Source organism: Acinetobacter bereziniae (genome assembly GCF_016576965.1).
GTDB lineage: Bacteria > Pseudomonadota > Gammaproteobacteria > Pseudomonadales > Moraxellaceae > Acinetobacter > Acinetobacter bereziniae.
Genome location: NZ_CP066119.1, coordinates 3,331,347 through 3,349,795, shown reverse-complemented (window position 1 = coordinate 3,349,795; position 18,449 = coordinate 3,331,347). Strand labels below are relative to the sequence as shown.

15 protein-coding genes are annotated in these 18,449 nt (G+C 38.2%); 9 read left to right on the top strand and 6 right to left on the bottom strand.

Annotation, left to right across the window (positions count from 1 at the left end):
- Positions 1 to 318: 318 nt before the first annotated feature.
- Positions 319 to 804: a hypothetical protein gene (locus I9192_RS15620; RefSeq protein WP_004829453.1), complete on the bottom strand. Its 486-nt coding sequence runs from the start codon at positions 802 to 804 to the stop codon at positions 319 to 321.
- Positions 805 to 1,348: 544 nt separating this feature from the next.
- A complete protein-coding gene (locus I9192_RS15615) occupies positions 1,349 to 1,960 on the bottom strand; it encodes an alpha/beta fold hydrolase (RefSeq protein WP_080740841.1) in 612 nt (203 codons plus the stop codon).
- A gap of 310 nt (positions 1,961 to 2,270) precedes the next feature.
- Between I9192_RS15615 and I9192_RS15610 the strand changes: the two genes are divergently transcribed.
- From I9192_RS15610 to I9192_RS15595, 4 genes are all read left to right on the top strand, one after another.
- The gene (locus I9192_RS15610) at positions 2,271 to 3,227 is read left to right on the top strand and encodes a metal-dependent hydrolase (protein ID WP_005032954.1); all 957 of its coding nucleotides are present in this window, start codon (positions 2,271 to 2,273) and stop codon (positions 3,225 to 3,227) included.
- Between the two features lie 350 nt (positions 3,228 to 3,577).
- Positions 3,578 to 4,531: a metal-dependent hydrolase gene (locus I9192_RS15605; RefSeq protein ID WP_005032952.1), complete on the top strand. Its 954-nt coding sequence runs from the start codon at positions 3,578 to 3,580 to the stop codon at positions 4,529 to 4,531.
- A 28-nt stretch (positions 4,532 to 4,559) separates the two neighbouring features.
- Complete coding sequence (locus I9192_RS15600; protein WP_005032950.1) at positions 4,560 to 5,405, top strand: SDR family NAD(P)-dependent oxidoreductase; 846 nt, start codon at positions 4,560 to 4,562, stop codon at positions 5,403 to 5,405.
- Between the two features lie 17 nt (positions 5,406 to 5,422).
- On the top strand, positions 5,423 to 7,216 hold the full coding sequence (locus I9192_RS15595; RefSeq protein ID WP_005032947.1) for a flavin-containing monooxygenase: 1,794 nt from the start codon (positions 5,423 to 5,425) through the stop codon (positions 7,214 to 7,216).
- Positions 7,217 to 7,262: 46 nt separating this feature from the next.
- On the opposite strand, the gene I9192_RS15590 is transcribed toward I9192_RS15595, so the two are convergent.
- Positions 7,263 to 7,934: a DUF2306 domain-containing protein gene (locus I9192_RS15590; protein ID WP_005032945.1), complete on the bottom strand. Its 672-nt coding sequence runs from the start codon at positions 7,932 to 7,934 to the stop codon at positions 7,263 to 7,265.
- Between the two features lie 176 nt (positions 7,935 to 8,110).
- Between I9192_RS15590 and I9192_RS15585 the strand changes: the two genes are divergently transcribed.
- Positions 8,111 to 8,779, top strand: coding sequence for a YARHG domain-containing protein (locus tag I9192_RS15585; RefSeq protein ID WP_200149900.1), 669 nt, complete (start codon positions 8,111 to 8,113; stop codon positions 8,777 to 8,779).
- 69 nt (positions 8,780 to 8,848) lie between these two features.
- Positions 8,849 to 9,466 carry a hypothetical protein gene (locus I9192_RS15580; protein WP_010590881.1) on the top strand — a complete coding sequence of 206 codons (618 nt, stop codon included), beginning with the start codon at positions 8,849 to 8,851 and terminating at the stop codon, positions 9,464 to 9,466.
- Between the two features lie 325 nt (positions 9,467 to 9,791).
- Here the strand turns inward: I9192_RS15580 and I9192_RS15575 are convergent, their stop codons facing one another.
- The 3 genes from I9192_RS15575 to gltA all read right to left on the bottom strand — a co-directional run bounded on the left by I9192_RS15575 (position 9,792) and on the right by gltA (position 14,697).
- Complete coding sequence (locus I9192_RS15575; protein WP_005032941.1) at positions 9,792 to 11,594, bottom strand: aminopeptidase P family protein; 1,803 nt, start codon at positions 11,592 to 11,594, stop codon at positions 9,792 to 9,794.
- Positions 11,591 to 13,159 carry a peptide MFS transporter gene (locus tag I9192_RS15570; protein ID WP_200149899.1) on the bottom strand — a complete coding sequence of 523 codons (1,569 nt, stop codon included), beginning with the start codon at positions 13,157 to 13,159 and terminating at the stop codon, positions 11,591 to 11,593. Before I9192_RS15570 ends, I9192_RS15575 begins: the two co-directional genes overlap by 4 nt.
- 263 nt (positions 13,160 to 13,422) lie before the next feature.
- Positions 13,423 to 14,697 (bottom strand): citrate synthase, encoded by a 1,275-nt coding sequence (gene gltA / locus I9192_RS15565; RefSeq protein ID WP_004829431.1) that lies wholly within the window; start codon positions 14,695 to 14,697, stop codon positions 13,423 to 13,425.
- Between the two features lie 1,078 nt (positions 14,698 to 15,775).
- On the opposite strand from gltA, the gene sdhC reads away from it, so the two are divergent.
- Genes sdhC through I9192_RS15550 form a run of 3 tightly spaced genes read left to right on the top strand, consistent with a single transcriptional unit; the run spans position 15,776 to position 18,441 of the window.
- Positions 15,776 to 16,165, top strand: a complete 390-nt coding sequence (sdhC, locus tag I9192_RS15560; protein WP_004829430.1) for a succinate dehydrogenase, cytochrome b556 subunit — start codon at positions 15,776 to 15,778, stop codon at positions 16,163 to 16,165.
- On the top strand, positions 16,165 to 16,530 hold the full coding sequence (sdhD, locus tag I9192_RS15555; RefSeq protein WP_004717289.1) for a succinate dehydrogenase, hydrophobic membrane anchor protein: 366 nt from the start codon (positions 16,165 to 16,167) through the stop codon (positions 16,528 to 16,530). The genes sdhC and sdhD overlap by 1 nt, the downstream gene beginning before the upstream one ends.
- Positions 16,531 to 16,542: 12 nt before the next feature.
- Entirely contained in the window at positions 16,543 to 18,441 is a 1,899-nt protein-coding gene (locus I9192_RS15550; RefSeq protein WP_005032935.1) for an FAD-dependent oxidoreductase, read from the top strand.
- Positions 18,442 to 18,449: the final 8 nt, after the last annotated feature.

The window sequence follows — 18,449 nt, the reverse complement described above, 5'->3', positions numbered from 1 at the left end:
AGACACAACAAAAACTGCCAAAGGGCGAAGCTATAAAATCATCAAAAAATCATCAAAAATCTTTATTTTTTTGCAAGGCAAAAATTTCAGACATTGAGTATTTTAACTAAAAAAATGTCAGAAGCTAGTGATTCATCAAGTTTATTCAGTGCAGCATCAATGACACCATGAATTTAGAGTATTTTTTTTGTAGAAACTAGTGATTTTTCATTATTTTTTGCTTTTTACATCGGAATTAATGTTCTTTTTAAAAAAATCATGAAATAGATCACAAAAAAGTCCGAAGCAAAGCGAAAAGTGTCAAATTTTAGCTTTGATTTAATTCAAAATGATATTTTCAATTCGATTTAAATAAATGTCTTTAGCGATGTCTCCTTGTTGCTCGATATTATAGTCAAAATAAGACTTTCCTTGAACCAAAGTATAGCGATAAGGGTTATAGCGACCAAAACTAAGATACATTGCAGACTGCAAAATTGCACCTTTTAGCAGGACTTTTTCATGGCGTTGGTATTGATAGATATGGGCCATTTCATGAATGAATACAGCTTGATAGGCTAAACTCATGCATGAAAAATCTTCACAATAATCGGCATCTTTTAAATGAATATAGCCATTAGGTGCCATTAAGATGCCAACGGGTTGCCAAGGCAAATATGGGTGATTCATGATTTTTACCTGATCATAATCAATCAAGTCACCAAACACAGTTCGGCTAATTCGAATTTCTCCATTTGTTAATGGGCGATATTTAAATTGATCAATTTTGAGTATTTTTGCCAAGCGCCAAAAGTAATTCAACATTGTTAGCAGGGATTAAAATAAAGTTAGAATCAGTTTAGCATTGAATATAGGACAGCCAAATAACAATCAATTTTATAATGATGAGGAAGTCCAACGAGATCATCTGTATCAATTAAATATGCTTATCTGTGACTCACAAATTTTCTAAGAATCTTGATAAAAGTATAGGGTCTGTGGACAATTCGTCTATGTTTGCGACTAGGTGTGTTTTTTAGGCGATTCTAGGCGCGAAATACGAAATTTAGTCATTCTAAATAAGTAGTTCGTAACGACGAAGCGACAAAAAACACGCTAGTCCCCGCTGCGCCTTGCGCTGCAAACAAAGCAGTGCTTTGTTCTGGCTCAGGGTTGTGGCTAAAATTATCTCAGGCTACGTTATGAAACTTAAAAATAGTCTCGCTATTCTCTTCATTTCCTTGCGGAGTATACTCCTCATGCCTGCTCAATTTTAACCTACAACGCAAGCCATTTATGAAATGTCCACAGACCCTAAAGTTCATTGGATTGAATGAGATTGAAATCAAATCATTTTTATGAAATGACGCTATGCAATTTCAAGTCCTACAATAAAAGTATGAATAATATTTAATATTTGCTGAGGATTTTCTTTATGTGGCATATGCTTTGCACATGCAATAATTTCTAATTGAACTGTTTTAGTTGCATAATCGATAAACTGTTGAGGTTGAGCCAAAGAGCCATATTCATCCAGTTCTCCATGAATGACCAAGAGAGGACATTGTATTTGTGTTATCGTGTCTCTTAACTGCCAATGGCGGAATTGGGAAGATAACCATGTTTCAGTCCAAGCATTTAAAACCCATTGAGCTTTTTCTCCATGATATTTTTTAAGACGATTCATTTGTCCTAGATGTTGAAAGTTGGTTTTGGCATCTTGAATTCCAATAAGGGTTTGTTGTTCTACAAAAGCCTGTGCTGAAATGGTGATTAAGGCTTTACATTGCTTTGGATACTGAACAGAACAGTGAGTTGCCATCCCACCACCTACACTATGTCCCATCACCATAAAATCTTGAATTTTGAATTGCTCTAAAATGACTGAAAAACCTTCTATTGCTTCATTTTTCACAAAATCAATATCCCAGAAGTCGGGATGGGGAGATGATTGTCCAAAGCCTAATCGATCGTAGGCAATCTCATTTCTTCATCAAATCAATCTGTGACTCACCATAACGACTTTTTAAACTCAGGTTCAAGTTAAGTGGATGATTAAAAATGTCCTCTCGGGTCATTATTTATCAGCAAATACACTTGTTTCGGTTATTTGTCTGACACTTTGTTGGATAGTCATAAATTGCCAATCGATTGACCGTAAATGCTAATGGTATTTGATGCAATATGTCTTAATTTCGGCTGTATAAAAGCATGGTTTTGACTAGGAATGTGAATTTGTACTGGATTTTTAGACAAAGCTTTGCACTATAGATAAATAGATGAGGTTTTATATGTTGCTTGCTAAACCAGTCAAAAAGGTCTTTGCAAAAGTTTTTCCCAGCCAATTGGTGGATTTAACTGAGCAGGTTGCTAATATTCCGATTCGTCATTTTGATTTTAAATTCAGCCCTGATGAGCTGGATGTCAAATTTTTTATGCAAAAGGAATGGGCGACTGCTTATTTTGCAGCACTTTCAATTTTTTTGACTTATGGCGAAGAATTGGTGATTGAAACTGCACGTCACCATCGTGACCAAATCAAAGATCCAATCTTGAAACAGCGTTTAACCAGTTTAATTGGGCAAGAGGCGATTCATTCTAAAGTCCATGAAGAATATAATGAAACGATGATTCCCAATCATTTGCCAGTACAACTATACCGTTTTCTAGCTGAACAAGTATTTAACAATACTTTTCTAAAATTTCCACAGCCATTGAAGCTTTCAATGATGGCTGGAATCGAGCATTTCACTGCTGTTTTTGCTCAATATGCCATGACACACCAAGATATTTTTAATCATTCACTCGATGAAAAAACACGTGCTTTATGGTTGTGGCATATGCTTGAAGAATCTGAACACAAAGATATTGCATATGATACCTATCAAGTTCTTTCAGCAAATTATAGTTTACGCATTTTAGGATTCTTTATTGCCTTAATTACGCTTGGGGTAGGTGTCGGTGCAGGTGCATTATTTTTGCCGTTTTTACGGCGCCCGCAAAATACCTTGAGCTTAAGCTTTTGGAGAGAAGCGAAGGGGAGTTGGAATTTACTCTTTGGCTTAAAGGATGGGGTGTTTGGCAGTAGTTTAGGGCATATTTTTGATTATCTACGTCCAAGCTTTCATCCCAATGATCATGACACCAGTGAACTATTGGACTATTTCAAGAAAGAGCTACTTGATCCAGAGACAGGAACGCTGACTCCATATTTTATCAAAGAATTTACGCCAGCGATCCGCAGCTAAATCTGAGTGAATTGAACATCTTTTTAAACAAGAGTGACTAAATAGTTGCTCTTTTTTTGTATTGCTTAATAGCACATTTGACCCGTTTTGATTTCTCAACACATCACAGAACTTATCTTCATAGGACATTTTCTATCTTGAAGAACAACACTGTAGAGTAATTGTTAGACAATCCATTGTGGTTGTCATAATTTGCTAATCGAATGTCTGCATATGCCAATGGTAATTGACAAAGCATGTCGTAATTTTTAGTGATCAAATTAGAGTTTTTACTCAAAAGGCAAGCTGTGCCATGTGTTAAATAGACCTGTGCATGGGTGACCAGATTAAATGAATAAAGAGTATTTTCTATGTTCGTGAAACCGTTAAAAAAAGCTGTCGCTAAAATGTTTGCTGCAGCGCCATTTAGTTTGGCAAATCAAACACCGATTATTCCTATTCGGCATATGAAATTTGATTTTGATCCAGCAAAACTCGATCACAGATTTTATATGGATGCCGAGTTAGCAAGTGCTTACTTTGCTTCATTGTCAATTTTTTTGACACGCGGTGAAGATTTGGTGATTGATACAGCACGATATCATCGTGATTTCATCACTGATCCATTGCTTAAGCAACGTGTAACATCATTGATTGGTCAAGAAGCCATTCATTCTAAAATGCATGAAGAGTTAAACGAAGCCTATTTAATTCGTGATTTGCCTGTAAAGCTTTTCCGTACTTGGGCAGGATGGGCGTTTGAATATGGATTTGAACGTCTTCCTCAGCCAATGAAACTTTCATTGATGGCGGGAATTGAACATTTCACGGCTGTTTTGGCGGAATACATGATGAATCATGAGGAAATTTTCTTCCGTTCTCAAGATGAAAAACAGCGTGCGATCTGGATGTGGCATATGCTTGAAGAATCTGAGCATAAAGACATTGCCTTTGATGTTTTTCAAGAATTATCAAATAACTATTTATTACGTATTGCTGGATTTTTCCCTGCTTTGATCACGATTCTTGTATTGATTTCAGCAGCTTCATTTTTGGTTCCTTTTTATCGGAATCCAAAAAATTTAATCAGCTTACGTTATTGGCGTGAGATTCCTTACAATTTTCGCCTGATTTTTGGTTTAAAAGATGGTGTTTATGGCAGTAGCTTTAAGCATATTTTTGATTATCTACGTCCAAATTTTCATCCAAATGATCATGATACCTCTGAATTTTTGGAATATTACAAAGAAAAGTTGCTGAACCCTGAGAACGGTATTCTTACGCCTTATTTAACGAAAGAATTTTACCCGACATTGCGTTCGTAAAATAAAAAAATAGATGGATTGAAGAGATATGGGATTTTTTTCTAAAAAGGCAAAACCTAGCCAAAATGCTTATGCAGTGGTGACTGGTGCTGGCAGTGGAATTGGTCGTAGTTTTGCCTTGGAGCTTGCCAAGCGTGGTGGAACGATTGTTTGTGCTGATATTAATTTAGACGCTGCTCAAGAAACGGTAAATTTGATTGAGTCACAAACTTCTGGAAAAGCCTTTGCGGTGCAATGTGATGTTGGACTGAAAGAGCAAGTCAAAGCGCTGGCTGAACAGGCTGAAAAATTAATGAATCATCCTGTGAGTTTGGTTATTAATAATGCGGGTGTCGGTTTAGGTGGCAAGTTTGATGAAGTTTCTTTAGAGGATTGGCAATGGTGTATGCATGTCAATTTGTGGGGAGTGATTCACGGCTGTCATTACTTTGTCCCAAAGTTTAAACAACAAGGTCGCGGCGCAATTATTAATGTGGCTTCAGCGGCTGGTTATACCGCAGCACCAGAGATGACGGCTTATAACGTGACCAAATCCAGTGTATTGGCTTTGTCAGAAACCCTATCCGCTGAACTTCGCAAAGACAATATTCGCGTCAATGTGTTATGTCCAACATTGGTACCAACCAATATTATGAAAAATGGTCGTTTACCGGGACATTACGCAGGGCTAGCCGATGATTTGCTAATGAATCATGCATTTACCACCAGCGATCAAGTTGCTATCAAGACCTTAAATAATCTGGATGCAAACAAGCTTTATACCATTCCGCAACCCGATGCAAAGCTGTTCTGGATCATGAAACGTGCTTCGCCAGCATTGTATGCCAAGATGTTGGGTATTGGTTATCCATTATTTAATAAATACGTAAAATAAGATTTGAGTAGACGACTATGACGACTGAAACCACTTTAGATACACATCCAGAAGATAAAAGCGTGAAAAAGACGACAACGCAAACAACGTTGGAAGAGATTAAGCATGTGACTCAACCGAACACAGCACAATCTGCAAATTTAGAAGACAAAGCATTAGAAGTAAAAACCGTATCCAAGCCTGCGAAATCCACTGCTGCGAAAGTTGGCGCTGCTAAAGCGGAGATTCAAAAAACGGCTAAAGCTGCGGTAAAGTCGACTCAACAAAAAGCTACAACTCAAACAACAGTGAAACCAGAGAGCGCTGAACAGACTGCTGATAAAAAAGTAACCAGTGCTCAGAAAAAACAGCCCGTTCATACCTATGATACTATTGTGGTCGGGGCAGGTATCTCTGGAATTGCTGCGGCTTATCAAATGAATCAAGTGGGCTATCATGACTATGTTGTACTAGAAAAAGCCAACCGTGTTGGTGGTACGTGGCGTGATAACAATTATCCAGGTTGCGGTTGTGATGTGCCATCTGCGCTTTATTCTTTTTCATTCTCTCCTAGTCATAAATGGAGTCATCTGTTTGCCAAACAGCCTGAAATATTAAGTTATTTAGAAGAGGTGGTGGAAAAATACGACCTTGGTGAGAAAATTGAATTTAATAATGAATTGATCAGTGCCAAATGGGATGAAGTACAACATATTTGGCACTTAGAAACATCTAAAGGCGCTTACCAAGCAAAAACAGTGATTTTTACTACAGGTCCAATTACTGAACCTTCGATGCCTAAATTAAAAGGTATTGAAACATTCAAGGGGGAAATGTTTCACTCTGCACGTTGGAATCATGATTATGATTTAACAGGTAAACGTGTGGCTGTCATTGGTACGGGCGCTTCAGCAATTCAATTTATTCCACAAGTTCAACCTTTAGCGAAACAATTGATTGTGTTCCAGCGCACAGCACCATGGGTACTTCCTAAGGCTGACATGGAATTGAATGAAACTGCGAAAGGGATTATTTCTAAGTTTCCAGTCATTCAACAAACTTGGCGCAACAGTATTGCTCAGATTTTAAATGGGATTAACTTTGGGTTACGCAATCCGAAAGTACTCGAACCTGTCAATTTTTTAAGTAAGCAATTACTCAAATTACAAATTAAAGATGAAAAACTGCGTAAAGACGTGACCCCTAACTTTACCATTGGATGTAAGCGTTTATTGTTTGCGAACAATTATTATCCAGCCTTACAACAAGACAATGTTGACCTTGTTCCTCATGGTTTGGTGGAAATAGACGGTAATACGGTGATTGCAGCCAATGGTGAGTGTCATGAAGTTGATGTGATCATTTGGGGAACAGGTTTTGAAGTTTCTCATCCGCCGATTGGTAAACGTGTTTATGATGCCAATGGTCAAGTCCTTGCAGAGCGATGGAAAAACAGTTCTCCAGAAGCGTATTTAGGTGCAAGCATTGAACATGTTCCCAATGCATTCTTGGTCTTGGGTCCAAATATTCTGGTCTATGATTCATTTATTGGTATTGCGGAAGCGCAAGTCGGCTATATTGTTGATGGTTTACTAAAAATGCGTGATCAGAAGTTCACCCGTTTTGAAATTAAGGGAGATGTGATTACCCAACATAATCGACGTCTACAAAAGCATCTAAAAACAACGGTATTCAATGCAGGTGGCTGTAAGTCTTATTATCTGGATGAAAATGGACGAAATTTTGCGGCATGGCCTTGGTCATTGCAAGAGCTTCGTAATCAGTTAAAACAACTGGATTTAAATCATTACACGGTGACGCGAAAAGATTAAAACGTTCACTAAATTGTAGAAGGTGATTCGAAAGCCCTAAATTTATTTAGGGCTTTTCTGTCTTGTATAAATGCAATTTGAGAATAATGATCTCTGCGACAATTAAATTAACCACCCAACCTAACCAAGACTCCAATTGATAGATATGCACAGGTGTCAGCCAATCAAAATAGGGCTGTAAAGTGTAAAGTCCCATTTTCCATGTTCTTAAACTTAATGCAGAAAGGCTGAGAGCGAAGCTCCGAATCATCCAGTCACGATGTAAAATCCAACGTTTTTTCAATAAAAAGTACAACGCGGATAGGGTGGTAATTGCCCAGAGTGAACTTAATAAGACAAAGCTGATTTGGGTAGATAACCCTCCAGCTGCTGAAAAAGCTAGAATTAAACCACTGGGTAAAGAAAACCCTAAAATGGTGATCAGATACAGCCAACCACTCCAACGATGAATTCGGGGAAAACGCGTGCGAAAGACACGGAAAAACTGTGTAAATCCAGCGATGAGTACAAAGCTACTGCTGATCACATGGATTTTAAAAGCCGTCTGCCAAGGTTGAGTATTGACTACATCTTGCTTAAGCAATAAAAAATGCTGTTCTGTGTTCCAAGGAAAATATTGCAAACATATTGCGACCATGAGGTAACACAGATAGGCATAGACCAAGAGAGAAACTATACCTAAACTTATCGTGGGCAGATTGTTTTTTATTTTTGCCATACTGTTATGTAATAAAACGGGTTCAGTAAATTATAATCAAAGATATATCCAAACACAGTGTTTATATTTGGATTGAATTTGATTTTTTTGCATCATGTTGCACCACAAATACGATAATTTGTTTTAAAATTACCGTGAATATGTATCACTCATCGTCATAACAAATAGGAATAACAATGAATAAGCGATTAATAACATGTATAGGGCTTTCCGCAATTTTTACTCAAAGTGGCTATGCACTGGATATTCAACAATTACAGAAATCTTGGTCTGGAAAATATGATGAACAAAAAATCGGTGTTTTTATTCAATCAATAGATCGAAATCAGGTCAAAGGTTACAGTATTTTGGGTAAGAACAAACAGAACTTCACAGGTAAGGTGCAGAACACAGCTCAAGGCTATAAAATTACCGCAACTGAAAGCGGTGCACCTTCAAGCAGTGGGGTATTTACTTTTGTGGTAAGTCATAGTCAACCTAATTTGTTGGAGTCGAGTTGGGAGTCTACAACAGCAAAAGTAAAACCTAAATATTTTGACTTAAAACCGCAACAATGTCGTTATAAAAAAGATGTGGGTGATTATCCTGTTGCTTCTCAACGTTTATTGAAAGATCAAGATATACAAATTCCCGCAGAAGAACTGGATTGGATGCGTAATGAAATTTATGCACGACATGGTTATTCATTTGCAAATCGTGAAATTGCCAATCAATTTGCTGATCAAAACTGGTATATGCCATGTAGTACCAATGTAGAAAACCAATTAACTCAGATTGAAAAAACCAATATTCAACGAATTAAAAAAATACGTCCATACATGGCTAAAATGGAATGGGGACGTTAAGCACACAATCCATCACAAAATTTGAGCGTTTATTTTATGCTTTACTATTCTTCAGTTCGATTGAGTACTATGGTTTTTGTTCTAAGCGCATCTGCCCTGAGTTTTGCAGCAACTCCTACAGATCAAGCAGTGATCAACAGTATAACGAACCTAAACGATTCTCAAGCGACACCCGCCAAAGCGATCATGATTGATTATATGAAAGAGGTTCATTTGTTGTCTGGAGAGCTGGCTTATCTCTCTGGTGTAACATTTGAAAATGCAGGACGAAATTTTTGGGGAGGCTATATATTGACGCGCCCAAAGTTAAAACAATCTCGAATACTTGAGTTCGGTGGTCAAGCCAATGATTTCACAGTACATACGGTGCAATATCGAGCAAAACCAATCGATTTGGTTGAAATAGAGTCTGCTGGCTCGGGGCAGGGGCAAGTTTCCCAGACAACGGATTTAGTCTATTTTGATGGGTGGAAAGCTAAAATTATTGCAACTGCTGAATCTTCGAGTCATCCGGGTCGTTTTAGTGAGAAGTTGGGTGAGCAAGATTGTAAAACGGGTGGGGAAATTGTTTCAAGTTTAAAGATTTTACCCCGTCGCAATGAAGTGATTAAAACTATTCAATCATCCAATGCATGTAAAAATGCAAAAGTCACAACCCAAACGGAAAGAATCAAAATCGTACTATAAGTGCTCTTGTTGATTGCAGTGTTCGGTGATTCGATCAGATCGGATTCACTTTTTCCATCTTTGAAGAAATGAAGCATCATCTGTGCAAAGTCATTAAACTTTAAACATAAGGCAGGGTGGTCACAACACTCATATCATCACCCAATATATTCGATGGTTAATTTTATTATTGAAGATAAACGATATTTTATTGTATGTGTTTTTCATAAACTCACTATGCAATAAAGTACGGAATTTTATATTTATTATACGCATCAATGGTATATGGATTTTCAAAAAAGCGCACAGTCAAAAGGCTCTGCGCTTTTTTGATTGATATAGAGAGTTAAATTGCTTGGGTATTTTCATTTAGCCAGTTTAAAACATCACCTTCTAAGTGGGACGCTAATCGTTCTCTGACTATTTGATGGTATTGATTCAGCCATGCTTTTTCATCATCATTTAACAACTCTAAAATAATACAGCTTCGGTTAATCGGGCACAGTGTAAGTGTTTCGAATTCTAAGAACTGACCATAAGTCGTATCTTCAAAATGCTTAATTTTGTTGACGACAAGATTTTCAATGCGAATCCCATACTTTTCTTGATGGTATAAGCCTGGCTCATTAGAGCTAATCATGCCTTCACGCATCTTGGTAAAAGATGTCGCTGGCGCATAATAAGAGATGACTTGAGGTCCTTCATGAACATTCAATGCATAGCCTACACCGTGACCTGTACCATGACGATAATCCAAACCATATTTCCACAGGGTTTGACGTGTGATCGAATCTAAAAGAGGTGATTCAATGCCTTCTGGGAAGACAGTTTGAGCAAGCGCAATATGACATTTCAATACCAGCGTATAATCACGTTTTTGTTCAATACTTGTGTTTCCGATAGGGACAACTCGGGTGATATCTGTCGTACCATCTGCATACTGCGCACCTGAATCAATCAGTAACAAGCCGTCACCCGTGATTTCACTGAAACTTTCTTTAGTTGCTCGATAATGGGGTAGCGCCCCATTGGCATTAAAACCTGCAATCGTTGAAAAACTTAGTCCTAGAAAGTCCTTTTGCTTGGCGCGGAAACCAGTGATCATCTCATCGATCGTTAATTCATTGATGGATTCATTATTTGTTAGCGCTGTATCTAACCATTGAAAAAAATGGCACAAGGCTACACCATCTTTGATCATGGCATTGCGCACATGCTGAATTTCTGAAGGGTGTTTCTGGGATTTAAATAATGTGCTGGGATTGATATCTAGAATCAAGTGATTATGGTGTTCAATCGCTTGTGTATGAGCAATCGATGTTTTTGCTGGATCAATTAAAATATTTTGTTGTTTAAGTTCGACCAAAAACTCGATGCTTGCGTTATAAGGTAAGATTTCGATGTTATCCAAAGCAAATCTTCGCTGTATTTCAGTCGAAAGTTTTGCATCATCAATGAAAAGCACAGTTCGAGAATGATCTATATATAAGTGTGCTAAGAACACGGGATTATATTCAACATCACTGCCTCTACAATTTAAAATCCAAGCAATATCATCGAGTGCAGAAATAAAATGCCCCGTTGCTTTTTTCTGAATAAGTTTGTCACGGATCGCAATTATTTTTTCTAAACGTGTTTGTGCATTGAAATCATCTGCCATTTGCCAAATGGGTTGTAGGGGCAGTGCTGGGCGTTCAGTCCAAATTTCATCAATTAAATCGAAGTCTGTTTGGATAAAGAAATTGTGTTCTATTGCAAGCGCTGATAATGCGCTATATTGTTGAGTTGAAATGGTATTTCCATTGACACAAATTTTTGCATCTTTGGCTAAATGTTGTGAAAGCCAAGACAAATGTGTTGAAGCAGGATCAGGTGTCTGCTTTTGTAAAACGTAACCTGTATTTTCCAGTTGCTGTTCAGCTTGTACCCAATATCGACCATCTACCCATAAACCTGCAAAGTTTTGAGTGACGACAATTGTGCCAACTGAACCTGTAAAGCCTGTTAGCCATTGGCGTATTTTCCAATAATCAGGTAGATACTCTGACATATGTGGATCTGCACTCATGGCGATAAAAGCATCCTGCTGATATTTCTTCATAATTGTACGAAGGTTTTCTAATTTGTTGGCAGGTGATAAAGCGTTCATACTTTTTCCAATTGCATATCAAGAGATTTTTGAGAGGGGGTTGATGTTTGATTGAGTAATTTACGAATCGGTTTTTTCATTAACCATAGAACGAGTGCGCCTAGAAGTAAAGCGATGACACATCGCATAAATAGGAGGGGTAATTGCTCAACTTCATTGATAGAAACATGACCACCGATTAAACCTGCCATCAAATTCCCTAAAGCAGATGCTGTAAACCAAAGTCCCATCACTTGTCCACGAATGATGGTTGGAGCAAGTTTGGTCATTGTTGAGAGCCCAACAGGGCTTAAGCATAATTCACCTAGCGTTAAAAGCAGGAGGCTTGATGCGATCCACAATGCAGAAACAGTTCCACCATTTTGGGTGATCAAGTAACTGGCAATGCTCATTACGAGGAAACCACCCGCAGCGAGGAGTAAAGCAATAATGAATTTGGTGATATAGCCAGGGTCACGGTTTTGTTTGCCTAATTTAACCCAAAGCCATGCCAGGATTGGTGCGAAAATAATAATGAAAAGCGGGTTAATTGATTGAAACCAAACGGCGGGTATTTCAAAGCCAAAGAATTGGCGATCTGTAAAGTCTTGGGCGAAAAGATTAAAAGATGTTGGCTTTTGTTCAAATGCTGACCAGAACAGTGCAGCAGTGATGAGTAAAATAAAACAGATGATGATTTGTTTTTTCTCGGTATTATTCAAACCTGCAAAGAGCAATAGATAGCAGAAATATAAGGCAATACAAATACAAATTGTGATTGTGAAATATGTGGCGATCTGAATTGGATTGATGTTGATTATTCCAAAAGAAACTAGAGCGATAATCAAGCCAACAACTGCAAGAAATCCTATGATCATTTGGGGTGCTTTAGGATTGTAATGTACAGGACGAGCCCAGTTATTTTCATTGCCACGCACATGATTAAATTGTTTTAATTGAGGCACAGTGATTAACTTAAAAATCAGTAAGGCGATTAACATTCCAACCCCACCGATGCCGAATCCCCAGTACCAACCATGTTCTTTTACCAATAAACCAGTCAATAGTGGGGCAGTCAATGAACCTAGATTAATTCCCATATAAAAAATGGAAAATCCTGCATCACGCCGTGAATCTTGAGCCTGATATAAAGTGCCAACAATGACGGAAATACAGGTTTTAAATAAACCAGAACCGATCACAATCAAAACTAAACCAAAATAAAAAAAGAAATGTCCAAATAAGGCTGCCAATGCAATGGATAAATGTCCGAGTGCGATGATCAGTGAGCCATACCACACAGCGCGCTCTTGACCGAGATAATTGTCAGCAACCCATCCACCCAATACGGTCATTAAATACATACTGCCTGTAAATAAGCCGACAATTGCTGATGCTGTTGGGCGATCTAAACCGAGACCGCCATCAGCAACTAAAGCCGCCATATAGAGGATTAATAGAGGGCGAATACCATAATAGGAAAAACGTTCCCAAAGCTCGGTAAAAAATAAACCTTTTAATGGTTTAGGGTGACCAAAAAAAGCTTGGTCTGGGTCGAGCACTTGTTTGGATAAATATTGAGGCATCTTCAATTCCTTTGAAAATGTATGATTAAAAATTTTTAAACAATATATAAAATAAAGTTATTGGTTGGATGTTTTATAAAGTAGTGATTTGTAAGTTTTATCGAGAACATATGAATTTGAGCTTTCAATACTTATTATTAATATTGTTATATTTTGATTTTTAAAAGAATTTTAAAATAAATAGATTGTGCCAGCTGGTATGAATATGTAATAAAAAACCACCCCAAAGGGTGGTCTCTTGTTCGATCTGAACGCGTAACGAATTAACGTTTGATATCGCGTTGAGTTTCGCCAGTATAAAGCTGACGAGGACGACCGATCTTGTAAGGTCCGCTGTGCATTTCTAACCAGTGGCTGATCCAACCCACAGTACGTGCAAGCGCAAAGATTACAGTAAACATTTCTGTTGGGATACCAATCGCTTTAAGGATGATACCTGAATAGAAGTCTACGTTCGGGTAAAGTTTACGTTCAATGAAGTACGGGTCGCTTAACGCAATGCGTTCAAGTTCCATTGCAAGCGCAAGTTGTGGATCATTGATACCAAGTGCACTTAACACTTCGTCACAAGTCTCTTTCATAACTTTCGCACGTGGATCGAAGTTTTTATAAACTCGGTGACCGAAGCCCATAAGTTTAACTTCTTTAGTTTTAACTTTTTCCATGAACGGCGCAACGTTTTCTACAGTGCCAATTTCATCAAGCATCTTAAGAACTGCTTCGTTTGCACCACCGTGAGCAGGACCCCAAAGCGCAGCAATACCTGCAGCAATACAAGCGTAAGGGTTAGCACCAGTAGAACCAGCTAAACGTACTGTAGACGTAGAGGCATTTTGTTCATGGTCAGCATGAAGCGTAAAGATACGGTCCATTGCTTTAGCAAGAATAGGGTTAACTTTATAGTCACGATCTGCTGGAGTAGCAAACATCATGTATAAGAAGTTTTCAGCATAGCTTAAATCGTTACGTGGATATACGAACGGTTGACCGATAGTATATTTGTAAGTCCAAGCAGCTAAAGTAGGAATTTTAGCAACTAAACGAACTGCAGTGATTTCACGGTGATCTACGTTTTCAACGTCAAAACCATTGTGATAGAACGCAGATAACGCACCAACAACACCACACATCACAGCCATTGGATGAGCATCACGACGGAAACCATTGAAGAAACGGCTTACTTGGTCATGAACCATAGTGTGGTTGCGGACTTTGTTTTCGAAGTCTGATTTTTGTTCAGCAGTTGGAAGCTCACCGCTTAACAATAAATAGCAAGTTTCTAAGTAAGAAGCTTGAGTCGCAAGTTGAGCAATAGGATAGCCACGGTGTAAAAGAACGCCTTTATCACCATCGATGAAAGTGATTTTAGACTCGCAAGAAGCTGTCGCCATAAAACCAGGATCAAAAGTAAAGTGACCTGAAGCCAACACATCCTTAACGTCGATTACATCTGGGCCCAATGTGCCGCTGTAAATTGGTAATTCAATTTTTTTGCCATCAAGCTCTAGAACGGCTTTCTTGCCAGTTGCTGCAGACATTCAATAGATCTCCTGTCCTGGTGGATATTTTATCTAACTTGCTTAGTCATCTTGTAATGCACAAGTCAGACGGATCAAAAATTGCTATTTAGCTTAGTGAGTACTGAAATTTTGTCAATTATACTTATGGATGAAAAAGTCATGTTTTCATCTACAGTTAGTCCAACTTTAACCAGTTAGATTGAGCATCAAATTTCAGAGTCGGTCAGTATAATAAGGTAAATTCAGAGTTAGGTGCAGAAAAATAATTAGGATTGCTAGACAGGAAATGGCATTTTAGACCAATATTTTGATGTTTTTGTAAGCCAAATTCCTTAGATTCCATGTTTTAAAAACTTCTAAATTTCACGACTTACATAGCTTTTAATGTAATGGCAGTATGAAAAGCATCCAAATGAAATGATGAAATATTTATTTTCATTTTAGTGCTTAATTGATTAAAAAATAGTTTTTGCAATCTAGTTTTTGGTACAAAAAACACCCAAAACAACCGTTAAATCAGGTTTTACATGTTGTTAAAACAAGCAAATGTGCGCAATATTGAGCAGTCAAAATTGAATTATTCACAAACTAAGTCGTTCTTTCTTATTGTAAAGCTTTAAATTAAATCACAGAATAAAATAATGACCATTAAAAATGAAAATAAAGCGATATTTAGAAGCGACATAATGGGTATCTGTATAGGGTTAAATTGAATACAGAATTTAAAATTCTAGGATAAGGGTAGGAGAGGACGCTTTTGTCCGTATTGTTGTGCTTTAGTCTAAATTTATGAAAATAATATCCACCATTATGATGTCGAAAAGTATTATGTTTAAAAATCATAAAAAATAAAGGGATAGCGCTAAATGCTTGATTTAAAATATTGATATAAGCTTACAAATGAATGTAAATGATTCTTATTTGAGTGTTTTTTAAAGAAAAAGCCAATTCCGACAGTTTGTAATTTGACTGTTCACGTTTTATAATTCAGTGTCGTTTAAAGTTCAGACAATTTAACTTGTCTGACAATGCTAGCTTTCCTTCGAATTAATTCCAACAAACTCCGGATGGAGTTTTTACTTACAGGATGCCCGCTGTGAAAAGCAACAGACCTGTCAATTTGTCCATGGGTCAAGTTTTAGATGTAAACTTAAAATCCCCTGTGGCTATTGCATCAATTCTACACCGTCTTTCAGGTGTCATCGTATTTTTACTCGTACCGGTACTTTTGTGGCTTTTAGACAAGTCTTTGTCTTCGCCTGAAGGTTTTGCTCAAGTTCAAGCAATCTTTGGTGGCTTCGTTGTACGCTTCATCGTATGGGTATTTGTCGCTGGTTTATTATTCCATTTCATTATGGGTATTAAGCATCTACTTGCTGACCTAGGTTTTGCTGAAGAGTTGCAAAGTGGTCGCGTAGCAGCAACTATTGCATTAATCTTGGCTGTGATAGCAATTATCGCATCATTCGTATGGATTGTTCTCTAATGAAAAGTGCTACAGGTTTAACGGGGTCAGGTTCTCGTGATTGGTATATCCAACGCGTAAGTGCTGTTGTTCTAGCTGTTTATACTGTTGTGGTATTAGGTTGGATTCTGTGCAATGGCGGATTTAACTATGAGCAATGGTTCGGCTTTATGATGACACTTCCAATGAAGATTTTATCTTTATTGGCAGTCTTATCTCTTGTTGCGCATGCTTGGATTGGCATGTGGCAAGTATTCACTGACTATGTGACTACTCGTCAAATGGGGCCTTCAGCTTCAGGTTTACGCATCGTGTTAACTTCAGCAGTGATTATTGCTGTAATTGCATATGCGATCTGGGCAATCCAGATTTTTTGGGCGAATTGATAGGAAGATGTCATGGGCGCTTTAACCCCTAAAGAAGATTATTCAAATATTCCAAGCCAGTTCTTCGATGCAGTCATCGTTGGTGGTGGTGGTTCAGGTATGCGTGCTTCATATCAACTTGCTCAAGCAGGTTTGAAAGTTGCAGTGCTAACTAAAGTATTCCCAACACGTTCTCATACTGTTGCGGCACAAGGTGGTATCGGTGCATCACTTGGTAATATGCAAGATGATAACTGGCACTATCACTTTTATGACACAGTAAAAGGTTCTGACTGGTTAGGTGACCAAGATGCAATCGAGTTCATGTGTCGTGAAGCACCTAAAGTTGTTTATGAACTTGAACACCTAGGTATGCCATTTGACCGTAACGCTGACGGTACAATTTATCAACGTCCCTTTGGTGGTCACTCTGCGAACTATGGTGAAAAACCAGTTCCTCGTGCATGTGCTGCTGCTGACCGTACAGGTCATGCGCTTCTTCATACGCTGTATCAAAGCAATGTGAAAATGGGTACTCAATTCTTTGTTGAGTGGATCGCATTGGATTTAATTCGTAACGAAGCAGGTGATGTACTTGGTGTAACTGCAATTGACCAAGAAACAGGCAAGATTGCAGTATTTCAAGCAAAAGCAACTTTATTCGCTACGGGTGGTGCTGGTCGTGTTTACCGAGCATCTACCAATGCTTATATCAATACGGGTGATGGTCTAGGTATGGCTGCACGTGCTGGTATTCCATTACAAGATATGGAATTCTGGCAATTCCACCCAACGGGTGTTGCTGGTGCGGGTGTATTGTTGACTGAAGGTTGTCGTGGTGAAGGTGCAATCCTTCGTAACAAAGACGGCGAACCGTTCATGGAGCGTTATGCACCAACTTTGAAAGACTTGGCACCACGTGACTTCGTATCACGTTCAATGGACCAAGAAATCAAAGAAGGTCGTGGTTGTGGTCCTAAAGGTGACTATATTCTTCTTGATATGACGCACTTAGGTGCGGACACGATCATGAAACGTTTACCTTCAGTATTCGAAATTGGTAAGAAATTTGCCAACGTGGATATTACCAAAGAGCCTATTCCAGTGGTACCAACAATCCATTATCAAATGGGTGGTATTCCAACGAATATTCATGGTCAAGTGGTTATTCCTGAAGCAGCTAAAAATGAACCAGGCTTCTATGCTGGATTTGATAAAGCAGCCAATGAATATACAACCAATGGCACAATGAATTACACAGTACCTGTAAAAGGGTTCTATGCAATTGGTGAATGTTCATGTGTATCTGTACATGGTGCAAACCGTCTGGGTACTAACTCACTTCTTGACTTGGTTGTATTCGGTAAAGCTGCAGGTGAGCACATCATTGATTATGTGACAAAACACCACGGTGATGATTATCAACCACTTCCAAATGATGTGCTTGAAAACACTTTGAAGCGTATTCGTCATTTAGATGATTCAACTTCTGGTGAAAATGCCCAAGAAGTTGCAGATGCGATTCGTGACATCGTTCAAGACCACGCAGGTGTATTCCGTACTCAAGCATTGCTTGATGAGGGTGTTAAACAAATCCTTGCGATTGAACCACGTGTACGTAACATTCATTTGAAAGACAAATCAAAAGTATTTAATACAGCACGTATTGAAGCTTTAGAAGTTGAAAACTTATATGAAGTCGCAAAAGCAACCTTGATTTCTGCTGCTGCGCGTAAAGAATGTCGTGGTGCACACACAGTTGTGGATTATGAATTGCCTGCTGATGATGAGCACTATTCATATGGTCGCCGTGATGATGAGTGGATGAAACATACGTTATGGTATTCAGCAGATAATCATCTTGAATACAAACCTGTACGTTACAGCCCATTGTCTGTAGACCCAATTGAACCTAAACCACGTACATTCTAATCGGGAGA